Origin of the sequence: Spirillospora sp. NPDC047279, assembly GCF_040643285.1 — a bacterium.
In the GTDB taxonomy this organism is placed as follows: Bacteria; Actinomycetota; Actinomycetes; order Streptosporangiales; family Streptosporangiaceae; genus Spirillospora.
In genome coordinates this window covers 1-16,995 of the sequence record NZ_JBEYUA010000021.1, presented here as the reverse complement: position 1 = coordinate 16,995, position 16,995 = coordinate 1, and the positions used below count along the sequence as shown (strand labels likewise).

The 16,995-nt window shown below is 68.2% G+C and carries 15 protein-coding genes and 1 pseudogene; 1 reads left to right on the top strand and 15 read right to left on the bottom strand.

Going from position 1 to position 16,995, the window contains the following annotated elements; translation table 11 throughout:
* Positions 1–24: 24 nt before the first annotated feature.
* The 13 genes from rpsS to ABZ810_RS39235 form a co-directional block, all read right to left on the bottom strand.
* Positions 25–306: a 30S ribosomal protein S19 gene (gene rpsS, locus ABZ810_RS39295; protein WP_161100910.1), complete on the bottom strand. Its 282-nt coding sequence runs from the start codon at positions 304–306 to the stop codon at positions 25–27.
* Positions 307–318: 12 nt separating this feature from the next.
* The gene (rplB, locus tag ABZ810_RS39290; RefSeq protein ID WP_358411999.1) at positions 319–1,152 is read right to left on the bottom strand and encodes a 50S ribosomal protein L2; all 834 of its coding nucleotides are present in this window, start codon (positions 1,150–1,152) and stop codon (positions 319–321) included.
* Between the two features lie 43 nt (positions 1,153–1,195).
* Positions 1,196–1,495, bottom strand: coding sequence for a 50S ribosomal protein L23 (rplW, locus tag ABZ810_RS39285; RefSeq protein ID WP_358411998.1), 300 nt, complete (start codon positions 1,493–1,495; stop codon positions 1,196–1,198).
* Positions 1,496–1,507: 12 nt separating this feature from the next.
* The gene (rplD, locus tag ABZ810_RS39280; protein WP_358411997.1) at positions 1,508–2,113 is read right to left on the bottom strand and encodes a 50S ribosomal protein L4; all 606 of its coding nucleotides are present in this window, start codon (positions 2,111–2,113) and stop codon (positions 1,508–1,510) included.
* A complete protein-coding gene (gene rplC, locus ABZ810_RS39275) occupies positions 2,110–2,760 on the bottom strand; it encodes a 50S ribosomal protein L3 (protein ID WP_358411996.1) in 651 nt (216 codons plus the stop codon). The genes rplD and rplC overlap by 4 nt, the downstream gene beginning before the upstream one ends.
* Before the next feature lie 14 nt (positions 2,761–2,774).
* On the bottom strand, positions 2,775–3,083 hold the full coding sequence (gene rpsJ / locus ABZ810_RS39270) for a 30S ribosomal protein S10 (protein WP_018657599.1): 309 nt from the start codon (positions 3,081–3,083) through the stop codon (positions 2,775–2,777).
* 111 nt (positions 3,084–3,194) lie between these two features.
* Positions 3,195–4,388 carry an elongation factor Tu gene (tuf, locus tag ABZ810_RS39265; RefSeq protein WP_358411995.1) on the bottom strand — a complete coding sequence of 398 codons (1,194 nt, stop codon included), beginning with the start codon at positions 4,386–4,388 and terminating at the stop codon, positions 3,195–3,197.
* A gap of 91 nt (positions 4,389–4,479) precedes the next feature.
* Positions 4,480–6,591 (bottom strand): elongation factor G, encoded by a 2,112-nt coding sequence (gene fusA / locus ABZ810_RS39260; protein WP_358411994.1) that lies wholly within the window; start codon positions 6,589–6,591, stop codon positions 4,480–4,482.
* 45 nt (positions 6,592–6,636) lie between these two features.
* Positions 6,637–7,107 (bottom strand): 30S ribosomal protein S7, encoded by a 471-nt coding sequence (rpsG, locus tag ABZ810_RS39255; RefSeq protein WP_151558974.1) that lies wholly within the window; start codon positions 7,105–7,107, stop codon positions 6,637–6,639.
* Positions 7,107–7,481 carry a 30S ribosomal protein S12 gene (rpsL, locus tag ABZ810_RS39250; RefSeq protein ID WP_019632621.1) on the bottom strand — a complete coding sequence of 125 codons (375 nt, stop codon included), beginning with the start codon at positions 7,479–7,481 and terminating at the stop codon, positions 7,107–7,109. Before rpsL ends, rpsG begins: the two co-directional genes overlap by 1 nt.
* Positions 7,482–8,066: 585 nt before the next feature.
* Entirely contained in the window at positions 8,067–9,791 is a 1,725-nt protein-coding gene (locus tag ABZ810_RS39245) for a hypothetical protein (RefSeq protein WP_358411993.1), read from the bottom strand.
* 276 nt (positions 9,792–10,067) lie between these two features.
* Positions 10,068–11,048, bottom strand: a complete 981-nt coding sequence (locus ABZ810_RS39240; protein WP_358411992.1) for an aldo/keto reductase — start codon at positions 11,046–11,048, stop codon at positions 10,068–10,070.
* 105 nt (positions 11,049–11,153) lie between these two features.
* A complete protein-coding gene (locus tag ABZ810_RS39235; RefSeq protein WP_358411991.1) occupies positions 11,154–11,387 on the bottom strand; it encodes a hypothetical protein in 234 nt (77 codons plus the stop codon).
* Between the two features lie 251 nt (positions 11,388–11,638).
* On the opposite strand from ABZ810_RS39235, the gene ABZ810_RS39230 reads away from it, so the two are divergent.
* Positions 11,639–12,058 carry a hypothetical protein gene (locus ABZ810_RS39230; RefSeq protein WP_358411990.1) on the top strand — a complete coding sequence of 140 codons (420 nt, stop codon included), beginning with the start codon at positions 11,639–11,641 and terminating at the stop codon, positions 12,056–12,058.
* Between the two features lie 183 nt (positions 12,059–12,241).
* Here the strand turns inward: ABZ810_RS39230 and ABZ810_RS39225 are convergent, their stop codons facing one another.
* Entirely contained in the window at positions 12,242–16,114 is a 3,873-nt protein-coding gene (locus tag ABZ810_RS39225) for a DNA-directed RNA polymerase subunit beta' (protein ID WP_358411989.1), read from the bottom strand.
* A gap of 20 nt (positions 16,115–16,134) precedes the next feature.
* Positions 16,135–16,995 (bottom strand): annotated as a pseudogene (locus ABZ810_RS39220) (DNA-directed RNA polymerase subunit beta); the annotation flags it as partial.

The following is a 16,995-nucleotide window of genomic DNA, read 5'->3' as shown; positions in this document are numbered from 1 at the left end:
CCCTCTCTCCTACGAACTGCCTGCTCAGCCGCGACGGCTGCGGCGGTCTTCCTTGACGTGGCTGCGGAACGTGCGCGTCGGCGCGAACTCTCCGAGCTTGTGTCCGACCATGGCGTCGGTGATGAACACCGGAACGTGCTTGCGGCCGTCGTGCACGGCGATCGTGTGACCGATCATGTCCGGCACGATCATGGAACGCCGCGACCACGTCTTGATGACGTTCTTGGTGCCCTTCTCGTTCTGGGCGTCCACCTTCTTCTGAAGGTGGTCGTCCACGAAGGGACCCTTCTTCAGGCTACGTGGCATAGCGAGCGACTCCTACCGCTTCTTCTTGCTGCGACGACGGACGATCAGCCGGTCGCTGGCCTTGTTGGCCTGGCGCGTACGGCCTTCCTTCTTACCGTTCGGGTTCACCGGGTGCCGACCACCGGAGGTCTTGCCCTCACCACCACCGTGCGGGTGGTCGATCGGGTTCATGGCCACGCCGCGGACGGTCGGGCGCTTGCCCTTCCACCGCATGCGACCGGCCTTGCCCCAGTTGATGTTCGACTGCTCGGCGTTGCCGACCTCGCCGACGGTCGCGCGGCAGCGGACGTCCACCATGCGCATTTCGCCGGAGGGCATACGCAGCGTGGCGTACTTGCCCTCCTTGGCCAGCAGCTGGACGCCGGCGCCCGCGGAACGGGCGATCTTGGCGCCGCCACCGGGCTTGAGCTCGATGGCGTGGATGACCGTACCCGTCGGAATGTTGCGCAGCGGCAGGCAGTTGCCCGGCTTGATGTCCGAGCCGGCGCCGTTCTCGACGCGGTCGCCCTGCTTGAGGCCCTGCGGGGCGAGGATGTAGCGCTTCTCGCCGTCCGCGTAGTGCAGCAGCGCGATGCGTGCGGTGCGGTTGGGGTCGTACTCGATGTGCGCGACCTTGGCCGGGATCCCGTCCTTGTCGTGGCGACGGAAGTCGATCACTCGGTACGCGCGCTTGTGGCCGCCGCCCTGGTGCCGGGTGGTGATGCGGCCGTGGTTGTTGCGGCCGCCCTTCTTGGGGAGCGGACGCAGCAGCGACTTCTCGGGCTCGCGGCGCGTGACCTCGACGAAGTCGGCCACGCTGGAGCCGCGACGACCCGGAGTCGTCGGCTTGTACTTACGGATGCCCATCTTATTCGTTCATCCCTTAACTAACTCTCCGGTCGTTCCCGGCCTAGGCCGGGCCGCCGAAGATGTCGATCCGCTCGCCCTCGGCCAGGCTGACGATGGCGCGCTTGGTGTCCTTGCGCTTGCCATAGCCGAACCGGGTGCGCTTGCGCTTGCCCTGACGGTTGATGGTGTTCACGCTCGTCACCTTGACGTTGAACACCTCCTCGACCGCCTGCTTGATCTGAGTCTTGTTGGAGTCCAGACGGACGAGGAACGTGTACTTGTTCTCGTCCAGGAGCCCGTAGCTCTTCTCAGAGACGACCGGCGCGATGATGATGTCGCGGGGGTCAGCGATCTTGTTCACAGGTCCTCCCCCTTACTTCTTCGCCGCGCGGGAGATGAACTCGTCGTAGGCCGCCTGGGTAAAGACGACGACGTCGTTCACCATCACGTCGTAGGTGTTGAGCTGGTCGGAGACGATGACGTGCACGCTCGGCTCGTTGCGCAGGCTCTTCCAGGTGAGCTCGTCCTCGCGGTCGAGCACCAGGAGGACGCGCTTGGCGTCGCCGGTCACGCCGCGCAGGTTGCCCAGCGCGGTCTTCGTCTTCGGGGCGTCGCCGTCGATGAGGTTGTCCACCACGTGCACCAGCCCGTAGCGGGCACGGTCGGACAGGGCGCCGCGCAGGGCGGCGGCCTTCATCTTCTTCGGCGTCTTCTGGCTGTAGTCCCGCGGCTGCGGGCCGTGCACCACACCACCGCCGGCGAACTGGGGCGAGCGGGTCGAGCCCTGACGGGCGCGGCCGGTGCCCTTCTGCCGGTACGGCTTCTTGCCACCGCCGCGGACCTCGCCGCGGGTCTTGGTGGAGTGGGTGCCCTGGCGCGCCGCGGCCAGCTGGGCCACCACGACCTGGTGGATCAGCGGCACGCTGGTCTTCGCGTCGAAGATCTCCGCGGGCAGGTCGATGTTCACCTTGGAGGTCACTTGCCCGTTCCCTTCACTGCGTCGCGGACCAGGACCACGCCGCCGTTCGGGCCGGGAACCGCGCCCTTGATGAGCAGCAGGTTCTTCTCGGTGTCGATGGCGTGGACGGTCAGGTTCTGCACGGTGGTCCGGGAGTTGCCGTGACGACCGGCCATGCGGAGGCCCTTGAAGACACGACCGGGGGTCGCGCAGCCACCGATCGAACCGGGCGAGCGGTGCTTGCGCTGGGTGCCGTGAGAGGCGCCGAGGCCCTTGAAGCCGTGGCGCTTCATGACACCCGCGGTGCCCTTGCCCTTGCTGGTCCCGGTGACGTCGATCTTCTGGCCGGCCTCGAACACCTCAACGGTGATCTCCTGGCCGAGTTCGTACTCGGTGGTGTCGTCGGCGCGCAGTTCGACGAGGTAACGGCGCGGCGTGACGCCGGCCTTCTCGAAGTGACCCGTGCGCGGCTTGTTCACCTTGCGCGGGTCGATCTGCCCGAACCCGATCTGGACGGCGGTGTAGCCGTCCTTCTCCTGCGAGCGGAGCTGGGTGACGACACACGGCCCGGCCTGGACGACGGTTACCGGAACGATCCGGCCCTCATCGTCGAAGACCTGGGTCATGCCGAGCTTCTCGCCCAGGACGCCCTTCCTCTGCGTACTCATCTCTGGTGCGTCCCTTAGAGCTTGATCTCGATGTCAACGCCGGCCGGAAGGTCGAGCCGCATGAGCGAGTCGACCGTCTTGGGCGTCGGGTCGATGATGTCGATCAGCCGCTTGTGCGTGCGCATCTCGAAGTGCTCACGGCTGTCCTTGTACTTGTGCGGCGAGCGGATGACGCAGTACACGTTCTTCTCGGTCGGCAGCGGCACCGGGCCCGCGACCTTGGCGCCCGTCCGCGTCACCGTCTCAACGATCTTCTTCGCGGAGGTGTCGATGACCTCGTGGTCGTAGGCCTTGAGCCGGATGCGGATCTTCTGTCCCGCCATGGTGGCCTCGGTGTCCTTTACTGGTAGTGCCGCTGTTACTTCTGGATCTCGCGATACGGGGCGGCCCGGCTGCCTTCCGGGCCGTCGGGCCGCCCGTACCGTAAGAGGGTCTTACTTGGTGATCTTGGTGACGCGACCGGCGCCGACCGTCCGGCCACCCTCACGGATGGCGAACTTCAGGCCCTCTTCCATCGCGATCGGCTGGATCAGCTCGACCTTCATCTCGGTGTTGTCGCCCGGCATGACCATCTCGGTGCCCTCGGGGAGGTTCACCACGCCGGTGACGTCCGTGGTCCGGAAGTAGAACTGCGGACGGTAGTTGTTGAAGAACGGCGTGTGGCGGCCGCCCTCGTCCTTCGACAGGATGTAGACCTGCGCGTCGAAGTCGGTGTGCGGGGTGTTGGTGCCCGGCTTGATGACACACTGGCCGCGCTCGACGTCCTCGCGCTTGATGCCGCGCAGGAGCAGACCGACGTTGTCACCGGCCTGGCCCTGGTCGAGCAGCTTGCGGAACATCTCGACACCGGTGACGGTCGTCTTGGTCGACGTCTCCTTGATGCCGATGATGTCGACTTCCTCGTTGACGTTCACGACGCCGCGCTCGATACGGCCGGTGACGACCGTGCCGCGACCGGTGATCGAGAAGACGTCCTCGATCGGCATCAGGAACGGCTTCTCGGTCTCACGGACCGGCTCGGGGACGTTCTCGTCGACCGCGGTCATCAGCTCGATGATCGACTCGGCCCACTTCTCGTCTCCCTGCAGGGCCTGGAAGGCGGAGACGCGCACGACCGGGACGTCGTCGCCCGGGAACTCGTACTCGGACAGCAGCTCGCGGACCTCGAGCTCGACGAGCTCCAGGATCTCCTCGTCGTCCACCATGTCGCACTTGTTGAGCGCGACGACGATGTAGGGAACGCCGACCTGGCGGGCCAGGAGCACGTGCTCCTTGGTCTGCGGCATCGGGCCGTCGGTGGCGGCCACGACCAGGATCGCGCCGTCCATCTGGGCGGCACCGGTGATCATGTTCTTGATGTAGTCGGCGTGACCCGGGCAGTCGACGTGGGCGTAGTGGCGCGCCTCGGTCTGGTACTCGACGTGCGCGATGGAGATGGTGATACCGCGCTCGCGCTCCTCCGGCGCCTTGTCGATGTCCTCGAACGGCGTGAAGGGGTTGATGTCCGGGTACTTGTCGTGAAGCACCTTGGTGATCGCCGCGGTAAGCGTGGTCTTACCGTGGTCGATGTGACCGATGGTGCCGATGTTTACGTGCGGCTTCGTCCGCTCGAACTTGGCCTTCGCCACTGCTTGCTCCTTGTAGCTGTGCGATCCTCGGCCGCCTAGACGACCGCCTGATGCTTAATGGCTTGGTTGGTGATCCTGGGCAGGCCCGGTGCTATTCGCCCCGCGCCTTGGCGATGATCTCCTGCGCGACGTTCCCCGGAACCTCGGCGTAGGAGTCGAACTGCATGGTGAAAACAGCCCGGCCCTGGGTCTTGCTGCGCAGGTCACCCACGTAGCCGAACATCTCCGACAGCGGGACGACCGCCTTGACGACCCGCATGCCCGCGCGCTCGTCCATCGACTGGACCTGACCGCGGCGGCTGTTGACGTCACCGATCACATCGCCCATGTTCTCTTCGGGCGTGATGACCTCGACGGACATCATGGGCTCGAGGAGCGTGGCGCCCGCCTTGCGGGCCGCCTCCTTGAACGCCATCGAACCGGCGACCTTGAACGCCATTTCCGACGAGTCGACCTCGTGGTAGGCGCCGTCTCGCAGGGTGACCTTGACACCGACCATGGGGTAGCCGGCGAGGACACCGAACTCGGCGGCCTCCTGGCAACCCGCGTCGACCGACGGGATGTACTCCCGCGGGATGCGGCCGCCGGTGACCTTGTTCTCGAACTCGTAACCGTCGTTCCCCTCGCCCAGCGGCTCGAGGTCGATGATCACGCGGCCGAACTGGCCCGAGCCACCCGTCTGCTTCTTGTGGGTGTACTCGATCTTCTCGACCTTGCGGGTGATGGTCTCGCGGTACGCGACCTGCGGCTTGCCGACGTTGGCCTCGACCTTGAACTCGCGCTTCATCCGGTCGACGAGGATCTCCAGGTGGAGCTCGCCCATGCCGGCGATGACGGTCTGGCCCGTGTCCTCGTCGGTGCGGACCGTGAAGGACGGGTCCTCCTCGGCCAGCCGCTGGATCGCGGTGCCCAGCTTCTGCTGGTCGTTCTTGGTCTTGGGCTCGATCGCGACGTGGATGACCGGCGCCGGGAAGTTCATCGACTCCAGGACGATCGGGTCCTTCTCGTCGCACAGCGTCTCGCCGGTGGTGGTCTGCTTGAGACCCATCACCGCGACGATGTCGCCGGCGCCGACGTGGCTGATCTCCTCACGCTTGTTCGCGTGCATCCGGTAGATCTTGCCGATCCGCTCCTTGCGCTCCTTGTTGGAGTTGAGCACCGAGGTGCCCGCCTCCAGGATGCCGGAGTAGACCCGGATGAAGGTGAGCTTGCCCAGGTGCGGGTCGCTCGCGATCTTGAACGCCAGGGCCGAGAACGGCTGGTCCTCGCTGGCCTCACGCGACAGCGCCTTCTCCTCGTCGCGGACCGCGTGGCCCTCGACGCCGCCGTCGTCCAGCGGGTTGGGGAGGTAGCGCACGATCGCGTCGAGCAGGGGCTGCACGCCCTTGTTCTTGAAGGCGGTGCCGGTCAGGACCGGGGTGAGACTGCCGGCGATCGTGGCGCGGCGGATGGCCTCGTGGATCTGCTCCACGGTGGGCTCCTGGCCCTCCAGGTACAGCTCCATGACCTCGTCGTCGGCCTCGGCCAGCGTCTCGATCAGCTTGTCGTGGTACTCGCGGGCGGCCTCGGCGTGGGTCTCGGGGATGTCGACGGTGTCGTACATCTCGCCCAGCTTCGCCTCGGCGTTCCAGACCAGGGCCTTCATGGTGACCAGGTCGATGACGCCCTTGAAGTCGGCCTCGGCGCCGATCGGCAGCTGGATGACCAGCGGGGTCGCCTGGAGGCGGTCCTTGATCATGTCGACGCAGCGGTGGAACTCGGCGCCCACGCGGTCGAGCTTGTTGACGAAGCAGATGCGCGGCACGCCGTAGCGGTCGGCCTGACGCCACACGGTCTCGGACTGCGGCTCCACACCGGCCACGCCGTCGAACACCGCGACCGCACCGTCGAGCACCCGCAGCGACCGCTCCACCTCGACGGTGAAGTCGACGTGCCCGGGGGTGTCGATGATGTTGATGGTGTGCTCGACGTTCTCAACCGGCCACTTGCAGGTCACGGCGGCGGAGGTGATGGTGATCCCCCGCTCCTGCTCCTGCTCCATCCAGTCGGTGGTGGCCGCGCCGTCGTGGACCTCGCCGATCTTGTAGCTCATCCCCGTGTAGTAGAGGATGCGCTCGGTCGTCGTGGTCTTGCCCGCGTCGATATGGGCCATGATCCCGATGTTGCGGACCTTGGCCAGGTCTACACCGGTTTTGGTAGCCACTGTCGTCCTCGCTGCGTCTCGTCGTCAGTCCTGATGCCGCCGGGGTTACCAGCGGTAGTGGGCGAAGGCCTTGTTGGACTCCGCCATCTTGTGCGTGTCCTCGCGCTTCTTGACAGACGCGCCGAGGCCGTTGCTCGCGTCGAGCAGCTCGTTCATCAGCCGCTCGGTCATGGTCTTCTCGCGACGCTGGCGGGCGTAGATGACCAGCCAGCGGAGCGCCAGGGTGGTGGAGCGGGCGGGCCGCACCTCCACGGGGACCTGGTAGGTCGCGCCACCGACACGGCGGCTGCGGACCTCCAGGGTCGGCTTCACGTTGTCGAGCGCGCGCTTCAGCGTGACGACCGGGTCGTTGCCGGTCTTCTCGCGGGCGCCCTCGAGGGCGTCGTACACGATGCTCTGCGCGATGGAGCGCTTGCCGTCCAGAAGGATCTTGTTGATCAGCGCGGTGACCAGCGGCGAGTTGTACACCGGGTCGGCGATGAGCTGGCGCTTGCCAGCCGGGCCCTTGCGCGGCATTAGCTCTTCTCCTTCTTCGCGCCGTAGCGGCTGCGCGCCTGCTTGCGGTTGCGAACACCCTGGGTGTCGAGCGAACCTCGGATGATCTTGTACCGAACACCCGGGAGGTCCTTCACTCGGCCACCGCGCACGAGCACGATCGAGTGCTCCTGCAGGTTGTGTCCGACGCCGGGGATGTAGGCCGTGACCTCAATCCCGCTGGTCAGCCGGACACGGGCGACCTTGCGAAGCGCGGAGTTCGGCTTCTTGGGCGTCGTCGTGTAGACGCGCGTGCAGACGCCCCGGCGCTGGGGGCTCCCCTTCAGCGCGGGCGTCTTGTTCTTGGTCACCTTGTCCTGGCGGCCCTTTCGGACCAGCTGCTGGATCGTGGGCACCGCGTCTCCGTCTTCCTCGTACCGAGCCGGTAAGTCTTAGTTCTGCCTGGGTTCCACTTGCGCGGAGTCCGCTCTCGCGGGAGTTCCGCTTACGCGGGACCCGTCATCACCACCTCACGAGAGGCTGTGACCTGCCGGTTTCCCGACCTCTCCGACCCCCGCGGTCGGGCGTGTCGCCGTAGTCCCTGATCCACACAGGATCCACAGACCGACACAGACCGCCCGGCCCATGCAAGGGCCGAATCAAGCCGGGGAGTAGTGCGGCGCGGGGCCCTGCCCCAGAAGGGCTGGCCGGAGCGCACGCATAGCGGCCCGCACACGGCGGGCACAAGGAGAGAGGTTACCTACCCCCACGCCAAAGTGCAAAGCGAACGGCATTTATGGCTTTTCCCGATCGAGCTTCCGGCTTTTCGATCTTCGCCGGGGTTCCCCGATCTCCGCCAGGTGCCGAGTGGTCTTCGCGGAGCACCGTGTCTTCCGCCACTCTCTACCGGCAACTATAACGACGGAATGCCGGCGGGTTGTTCCCGCGACGCGCGCGGGCCCCACCGGCATTCCGTTCCGCCGCTGGTCAGAGGAGGCGGGTCAGAGGAAGAACGCGATCAGCACCACGACGAGGATCACCAGAACGATCACGCCGCCGACGATGATCAGCAGATTCTTGTTGCCGCCGCTCTTCTTGTCGGCCTCGCCGCCGGTGCCGTATCCCGGCTGCTGGCCGTACTGCTGCTGGCCGTACTGTCCCGGCGCCTGCTGACCCGGGGCCTGCTGCCCGTAGGCCTGCTGCCCGTACTGCTGCTGCTCCTGCCCGTAGCCCTGCTGCTGCTCCTGCCCGTAGCCCTGCTGCTCCTGGCCGTAGCCCTGCTGCTGCCCGTACTGCTGCTGCCCGTACGCCTGCTGCCCGTACGCCTGCTGGCCCTCCGGCTGCTGCCCGTAGCCCTGCTGCTGGCCGGGCTGAGCCTCGGGCTGGCCGTACTGCTGCTGGCCGCCATAAGGCTGCTGCTGGCCGTACTGCTGCTGCTCCTGCCCGTACTGCTGCTGCCCCTCCTGCCCGTACTGCTGCTGGCCGTAGGGCTGCTGCTGGCCGGGTGCCTGCGGTTGCGCCGACGCGCCGCCCCACTGCTGGTAGTTCATGTCCAGCCGGGTCGCGTCGCCCAGGCCGCCCTGCTGGGGCTGCTCGCCGGGCTTGCCCCCGGCGGACGGGTCGAACGCCTGCGTCTGCTGGACGTCCTCGGCGTCGGACGCGCCCGCGGCCGGCGCCGCCGGGGCGCCGTACCCCTGGGACTCCTCGCCCGACGAGGCCGTGCCGAGGCCGGGCTCCGGCGGCGGGACCATCATCGTGCGGTCGGAGTCGACGGAGGGCTGCCGCGGCTGCTCGGGCGGTGCGGACTGCGGGGACTGCGACTCCGGCGTCCAGGGCTCGGGCGTGGCGGGCGGGGTCGGCACCTGCCAGGGCTCGCCGGCCGGCTCCTGCGGGGCGTGCCTGCGCTCCGGGCCCGAGGCGACGGGGATGTCGGGGCCCGGCGACCAGGCGGTCGTCGCCTGGTCGTCCACGGCGGGACGTTCCGGCGCGGGCGCGCCGGCCCCCGGGCCGGGGACGATCATCGTGCGCTCGCTGAGGTCAGCGCCCTCGGCGGCCGGCGCCTCCGGCTCGGCCGGGGGCGTGAACGGCTCGGCCGCATGCGGGGCCGTCGGCGCCGGCGGCTCCTGCGACGCCCCGAACGGAGGCTGCCCGTAGGGCTGCTGGGGCTGCGCGGGCGGCTGGCCGTAGGGCTGCTGCGGCTGCTGCGGGTAGGCGCCGCCCGGCGGCTGCTCGAAGGTCGGCGGAGGCGGCGGCTGCTGGCCGTAGGGCTGCTGCTGTTGCTCGAAGGTGGGCGGCGCCGGGGGTGACTGCCCGTACGGCTGCTGCGGCGCCTCAGGCGGCGGTCCGTAGCCCCCGGGGGGCGGAGCACCGTACTGCGGCGGCTCCTGGCCGTACGGCTGCGGCGGCGGCGGAGGCGGCTGCTCGGCACCCGGAATGGGCATCGGCTCGATCATGGTCGCGGGCGGCGGCGGGGGCGTCTCCCGCTGCGGAGGGGCCTGCGGTGCCGTGGGCGCGGGCGGCGCGGATGCGGGAGGCGCGGGCGGAGGCGGCGGCTGCGCCGTGCCTCCGAGCTGGGGGGCTCCGAAGACCACCGTGCGGTCGCCCATCGGGCGAACGGGCGGCTCGTCCTGCTGCGCGCTCTGGCCCTCGGCCTGCTCGGCCTCCGGCTTGTCCTTATCGTCTGGCCACGGCGACTGCGGTCCCTGCGTGCCGTCGTTCTCGGTCATCGTCGGGCTCCTTCAGCGCCGTCATCCCGGGGGTCTCCCAGGCCCGTGCCTCCCGGCTCGGAAACGCGCGGCGCATAACGCGGCTTCCTTGCCTTCGATCTCGACCAAGGAGCGACGTCACCGCCGCCCAGGGGCCTTTCGCCCCCAGACTGCCCCGATCGCCTGCGGTATCGCAAATCACCACCCCACATTGACGCCGAAACCCTCTGGAGCGTTCCCCTGACATGGGAAGAGGCCGCCCCTCCGAAGAGAGGACGGCCCCTTTTACGGACGCCTTTACTCGTGCCCCGAGATCGGATGCGGCCGATAAGGCGCCTCCAGCCGTTCGATCTCCTTCTCGTCGAGCTTCAACGCCGCCGCCGCGGCCGCGTCCTCGATGTGCCGCAGCTTGGTCGCGCCGATGATCGGCGCGGCCACGCCGGGCTTGTGGAGCAGCCACGCGAGCGCCACCTGCGCGGGCGTCACCCCGCGCTCCCCCGCGACCTCCTTCACCGCGTCCACCACGTCGAAGTCGGCCTCACCGTACAGGTCGTCGGCGTACGCGTCGTTCGCCGAACGCAGCGTATGGCGTTCGCCGCCGCGCTCCCGGTTGCCCGCCAGCAGCCCGCGCGCCAGCGGGCTCCACGGGATCACGCCCACGCCCTGGTCCACGCAGAGCGGCAGCATCTCCCGCTCCTCCTCGCGGTAGGCGAGGTTGTAGTGGTTCTGCATCGAGACGAACCTGGTCCAGCCGCCCACCTCGGCGGCCCGCTGCGCCTTGGCGAACTGCCAGGCGAACATGCTGGACGCGCCGATGTAGCGGGCCTTGCCGGCCTTCACCACGTCGTGCAGCGCCTCCATGGTCTCCTCGATCGGCGTCTCGTGGTCCCACCGGTGGACCTGGTAGAGGTCCACGTGGTCGGTCCCGAGCCGCCGCAACGACGCGTCGATCGACGCCAGCACGTGCTTGCGCGACAGGCCCGCGTCGTTGGGCCGGTCGCTCATCGGGAAGTACACCTTGGTCGCCAGCACGTAGTCGTCGCGCCGTTCGAAGAACCGGGACAACAACCGCCCGGTGATCTCCTCCGACCTGCCCTCCGAGTACACGTCGGCGGTGTCGAAGAACGTGACGCCCTCCTCGACCGCCCGCCGCACGATCGGCTCCGCGGCCTCCTCGGGCAGGAACCACGGCCGCCGCGCGGGGTCTCCGTAGCTCATCATGCCGAGACAGATGCGCGAGACCTTCAGTCCGGTGCCCCCGAGCCGCGTCTGTTCCATGCCTGCTCCCTCACCCGTCCGGTCATCGTGATCACCAACACCATCATGACCCCGCAACAACGGATCGAGGCCGCTCCCCCTTCGGGAAGCGGCCTCGACACGGATCTAGCGCGAACATTCGACCTCGGCGCGGCGTTCGCTCATCCCCTGGTCGACCGCCTGCCGGACGCACTGCTTCTGCTTCGCGTCCAGCGTGAGCCCGCCGCACACCTCGACCCCCGAGTACGTGCGGCAGTCCACCGTGACCCGCTGCGGGGGCGCGGCCTGGGCGGGAGCGGCGGCGACCGCCCCGAAGGCCGTGGCGACCCCGGCGACACCTGCGGCGATGAGCTTCGTCATGTGTACGTTCCCCCTGTTCAAGACCCGTTCGTACGTTAGTGCGCGGCTCCCCTTGACCTCGTGACGAACTACCCAAAACCCGACAAAGTCCACCCAGTCACGGTAATAACGATCACTGTGGCCGGGGCGACGGCGCCTACCGACCACCCCTGACGGATGGGTCCCGCGCACCGGGGGCTCTCTTGACCGCCGGGGGCGGCGGTGCTCCGCTGGGGCGGAGGGCCGACACGGAGCTGGAAGAGGGCAGTCCCATGAGTCGAAGAGCGCTCGTCATCGTCCTGGCCGCCGGGAGCCTCGTCCTGCCGGCGACCGCGCAGGCCGCGGCCGGTCTGACCATCTCGGCGGACAGGGCACGGCTGGGGTCTCCCACGACGGACGTACGGCTGTCGGGCCACTACTCCTGCGGGCCGTTCACCTCGGGCCTGCCGGATCGCGGCGTGCTCGATCTGGAGGTGCTGCAGACCAGAAACGGACAGACCGCCCGCGCCATCGGCTATCTGGAGCCCTCGGTCTGCGACGGCACCGCGCGGACCTTCAGCGTGACGTTGACCGGCTACGGTGCCAGGTTCGTCCGGGGTGCGGCGACCTGGAGCGCGTCCGGCTACGTCGAGGGGGACGGCGGCCTCCAGCACGTGCACGTCCCGCCCACGCCGATCACCATCACCCGCTAGCCGGGCACGGCGGGCCCGGTCACCGCCCAGGGAGCCGCCACGCGATCACGGCGACGCCGGTGAGCGCCGCGGTCGCCGGACTCTACGGTTGAACGCACGCCGCACAGACGGAAGGCCCCTCTCGAGATGACTCGGGAGGGGCCTTCCTGTGTCGTCAGAGGTGCCGTTCAGGCGGCCTCGGTGTTACCGGTTGTACTGGCCGAAGTCGTACTCCTCCAGCGGGACGGCCTCGCCGGAGCCCTGGCCGAAGGCGTACTCGGCTCCGTCGTCGTACGAGCCGACGGAGTAGACGGCGGCCTTGGCCTCCTCGGTGGGCTCGACCCGGACGTTGCGGTACTGCGGCATGCCGGTACCGGCCGGGATGAGCTTGCCGATGATGACGTTCTCCTTGAGGCCCAGCAGCGGGTCGCTCTTGGCGTGCATCGCGGCCTCGGTCAGGACTCGCGTCGTCTCCTGGAAGGAGGCGGCCGAGAGCCACGACTCGGTGGCCAGGGAGGCCTTGGTGATGCCCATCAGGACCGGGCGGCCGGCGGCGGGCGAACCGCCCTCGGCCACGACCGAGCGGTTGGTCTCCTCGAAGAGGGGACGCTCCACCAGGTCGCCGGGCAGCAGGTCGGTGTCACCCGACTCGAGGATGTTGACCCGCTTGAGCATCTGCCGAACGATGATCTCGATGTGCTTGTCGTGGATCGACACGCCCTGCGACCGGTAGACCTCCTGGACCTCGTGGACCAGGTGGAGCTGCACGGCGCGCGGGCCGAGGATGCGGAGCACCTCGTGCGGGTTCTGCGCACCCGCGATGAGCTGCTGGCCGACGTCCACGTGCTCGCCCTCCTTGATCAGGAGGCGGGAACGCATCGGGACCTGGTAGGCGATCTCGTCCGAGCCGTCGTCCGGGACGACGACGACCTTGCGGGTCTTCTCCGTCTCGTCGATCTTGACCCGGCCGGCGACCTCGGAGATCGGGGCGACACCCTTGGGGATGCGCGCCTCGAACAGCTCCTGGACACGCGGCAGACCGTGCGTGATGTCACCACCGGCCACACCACCGGTGTGGAAGGTGCGCATGGTCAGCTGCGTGCCGGGCTCACCGATGGACTGCGCGGCGATGATGCCGACGGCCTCACCGACGTCCACCCGCTTGCCGGTCGCCAGCGAGCGGCCGTAGCAGGCGGCGCAGACACCGATCTTGGCCTCGCAGACGAGGGCCGAACGGGTCCGGACGCTCTCCACGCCGGTCTCGACCAGGCGGCCCACCACCGTGTCCGACAGGTCGGTGTCGGCCGGGAAGACCACCGTGCCGTCGACGACGACGTCCTCGGCGATCGTCCGGCCGATCAGGCCGGTCTCGGTCGTGGCCGGCTTGACCAGCGTGCCGTCGGGCAGCTTGTCGGCGACCGAGAAGGGGATCGTGCGGTCGGTGCCGCAGTCCTCCTCGCGGACGATGACGTCCTGCGCCACGTCGACGAGTCGACGGGTCAGGTAGCCCGAGTCGGCGGTGCGCAGCGCGGTGTCGGCCAGGCCCTTACGGGCACCGTGCGTCGAGATGAAGTACTCGACGACCGAGAGGCCCTCACGGAAGGACGACTTGATCGGCCGCGGGATGGTCTCACCCTTGGGGTTCGACACCAGGCCGCGCATACCGGCGATCTGCCGGATCTGCAGCGGGTTGCCACGGGCACCGGAGTTGACCATCATCCAGACCGGGTTGGTCTTGGGGAAGGCCTGCTCCATGTCCGCGGCGACCTCGGCCGTGGCCTCGTTCCAGATCATGATGAGCTCCTGCTTGCGCTCATCATCGGTGATCAGACCGCGGTTGTACTCACGCTGCACCTTGTCGGCGCGGTTCTCGTAGCCCTGCAGGATCGTGGCCTTGTTGGGCGGGGTCACCACGTCCTCGATGGAGATGGTGACGCCGGACCGGGTGGCCCAGTGGAATCCCGTGGACTTGAGGTTGTCCAGCGCGTTGGCGACCTCGACCTTGGGGTAGGTCTCGGCCAGCTCGTTGACGATCGCCGAGAGCTGCTTCTTGCCGACCTCGTAGTTGACGAACGGGAAGTCGGCCGGCAGGGCCTCGTTGAAGAGGGCCCGGCCCAGCGTGGTCTCCAGGCGGTACGGCTGACCCGGCTCGTAACCCTCGGGCGCCTGCCAGCCGCGCGGCGGCGGGACGTCCTTGAACCGGATCTGGATCTTGGCCTGGAGGTCGAGCTCGGCGCGGTCGTAGGCCATGGTGGCCTCGGCCACCGAGCCGAACGAGCGGCCGTCGCCGTTGGTGTTCTCGCGCTCGGTCGTCAGCCAGTAGAGGCCGATCACCATGTCCTGGGTGGGCATGGTGACGGGCTTGCCGTCCGACGGCTTGAGGATGTTGTTGGTCGAGAGCATCAGGATGCGCGCCTCGGCCTGGGCCTCGGCCGACAGCGGCAGGTGCACGGCCATCTGGTCACCGTCGAAGTCCGCGTTGAACGCGGTGCAGACGAGCGGGTGGATCTGGATGGCCTTGCCCTCGACCAGCTGCGGCTCGAACGCCTGGATGCCGAGACGGTGCAGGGTCGGTGCGCGGTTGAGCAGCACCGGGTGCTCGGTGATGACCTCTTCGAGCACGTCCCACACGACCGGGCGGGCCCGCTCGACCATGCGCTTGGCGCTCTTGATGTTCTGCGCGTGGTTGAGGTCGACCAGCCGCTTCATGACGAACGGCTTGAAGAGCTCCAGCGCCATCTGCTTGGGCAGACCGCACTGGTGCAGCTTCAGCTGCGGGCCGACGACGATGACCGAACGGCCGGAGTAGTCGACGCGCTTGCCGAGGAGGTTCTGACGGAACCGGCCCTGCTTGCCCTTGAGCATGTCGGAGAGCGACTTCAGGGGGCGGTTGCCGGGCCCGGTGACGGGCCGGCCGCGGCGGCCGTTGTCGAACAGCGCGTCGACGGCCTCCTGAAGCATGCGCTTCTCGTTGTTGACGATGATCTCGGGCGCGCCCAGGTCGAGCAGGCGCTTGAGCCGGTTGTTCCGGTTGATCACGCGGCGGTACAGGTCGTTGAGGTCGGAGGTCGCGAAGCGGCCACCGTCCAGCTGCACCATCGGACGCAGGTCCGGCGGGATCACCGGGATGCAGTCGAGCACCATGCCCAGCGGGCTGTTGCGGGTGTTGAGGAACGCCGAGACGACCTTCAGCCGCTTGAGGGCGCGGGCCTTCTTCTGGCCCTTGCCGGTGCGGATGATGTCGCGCAGGCGCTCGGCCTCGGCGTCGAGGTCGAAGTTCTCCAGGCGGGCCTGGATCGCCGCGGCGCCCATGCCCCCCTCGAAGTACTTGCCGAAGCGGTCGCGCATCTCGCGGTAGAGCATCTCGTCGCCCTCGAGGTCCTGGACCTTGAGGTTCTTGAAGCGGTTCCAGACCTCGTCGAGACGGTCGATCTCGCGCTGCGCGCGGTCGCGCAGCTGCTTCATCTCCCGCTCGGCGCCGTCACGGATCTTGCGCTTCTGGTCGGCCTTGGCCCCGGCCTCCTCCAGCTCCGCCAGGTCGGCCTCCAGCTTCTGCTGGCGGGCCTCGACCTGCGCGTCGCGGGCCTGCTCGATCTGCTGCCGCTCCACCGAGATGTGCGCCTCGAGGGTCGGCAGGTCACGGTCGCGACGCTCGGCGTCGACGCTCGTGATCATGTACGCCGCGAAGTAGATGATCTTCTCGAGATCCTTCGGGGCGAGGTCGAGCAGGTAGCCCAGGCGCGACGGGACGCCCTTGAAGTACCAGATGTGCGTGACGGGCGCGGCCAGCTCGATGTGGCCCATCCGCTCACGGCGCACCTTGGCACGGGTCACCTCGACGCCGCAGCGCTCACAGATGATGCCCTTGAACCGGACGCGCTTGTACTTGCCGCAGTAGCACTCCCAGTCGCGGGTAGGACCGAAGATCTTCTCGCAGAAGAGCCCGTCCTTCTCCGGCTTGAGAGTCCGGTAGTTGATCGTCTCCGGCTTCTTCACCTCGCCGTGCGACCACTGGCGGATGTCGTCGGCGGTCGCCAGACCGATGCGAAGCTCGTCGAAGAAGTTGACGTCAAGCAACTTGTTTCCCCTTGAGTTGTTCAGACCTCTTCGACACTGCTCGGCTCACGCCGGGACAGGTCGATGCCGAGCTCTTCCGCCGCGCGGAAGACGTCCTCGTCGGTGTCGCGCATCTCGATGGACATGCCGTCGCTGGAGAGAACCTCGACGTTGAGGCACAGCGACTGCATTTCCTTGATGAGGACCTTGAAGGACTCGGGAATACCGGGCTCGGGGATGTTCTCGCCCTTGACGATGGCCTCGTAGACCTTGACGCGGCCGAGGACGTCGTCGGACTTGATGGTCAGCAGCTCCTGCAGCGCGTAGGCGGCGCCGTAGGCCTCAAGGGCCCAGACTTCCATCTCACCGAAGCGCTGGCCGCCGAACTGGGCCTTACCGCCGAGCGGCTGCTGGGTGATCATGGAGTACGGGCCGGTCGAACGCGCGTGGATCTTGTCGTCGACCAGGTGGAGCAGCTTCAGGATGTAGATGTAACCGACCGAGATCGGGTCCTTGTAGGGCTCGCCGGTACGGCCGTCGAACAGCCTCGCCTTGCCGCCCGGCTCCACCATGCGGTTGCCGTCGCGGTTGGGCAGGGTGCTCGCGATCAGGCCGGTGACGTCGTCCTCACGGGCACCGTCGAAGACCGGGGTCGCGGTGTTGGTCCACGGCTCGGCCTCGTCGGCGCCGATCGCCTTGAGGGCCTTCTTCCAGTCGGCGTCGTCGCCCTCGACCTTCCAGCCGCGGCTGGCGACCCAGCCGAGGTGGGTTTCGAGGACCTGGCCGACGTTCATGCGGCCGGGGACACCGAGCGGGTTGAGGACGATGTCGACGGGGGTGCCGTCTTCGAGGAACGGCATGTCCTCCACGGGCAGCACCTTGGAGATGACGCCCTTGTTGCC

Coding starts and splice junctions, on each gene's coding strand:
- rpsS (WP_161100910.1), bottom strand. CDS start 306: ATGCCACGTAGCCTGAAGAAGGGTCCCTTCGTGGACGACCACCTTCAG.
- rplB (WP_358411999.1), bottom strand. CDS start 1,152: ATGGGCATCCGTAAGTACAAGCCGACGACTCCGGGTCGTCGCGGCTCC.
- rplC (WP_358411996.1), bottom strand. CDS start 2,760: ATGAGTACGCAGAGGAAGGGCGTCCTGGGCGAGAAGCTCGGCATGACC.
- rpsJ (WP_018657599.1), bottom strand. CDS start 3,083: ATGGCGGGACAGAAGATCCGCATCCGGCTCAAGGCCTACGACCACGAG.
- rpsG (WP_151558974.1), bottom strand. CDS start 7,107: ATGCCGCGCAAGGGCCCGGCTGGCAAGCGCCAGCTCATCGCCGACCCG.
- ABZ810_RS39245 (WP_358411993.1), bottom strand. CDS start 9,791: ATGACCGAGAACGACGGCACGCAGGGACCGCAGTCGCCGTGGCCAGAC.
- ABZ810_RS39240 (WP_358411992.1), bottom strand. CDS start 11,048: ATGGAACAGACGCGGCTCGGGGGCACCGGACTGAAGGTCTCGCGCATC.
- ABZ810_RS39235 (WP_358411991.1), bottom strand. CDS start 11,387: ATGACGAAGCTCATCGCCGCAGGTGTCGCCGGGGTCGCCACGGCCTTC.
- ABZ810_RS39230 (WP_358411990.1), top strand. CDS start 11,639: ATGAGTCGAAGAGCGCTCGTCATCGTCCTGGCCGCCGGGAGCCTCGTC.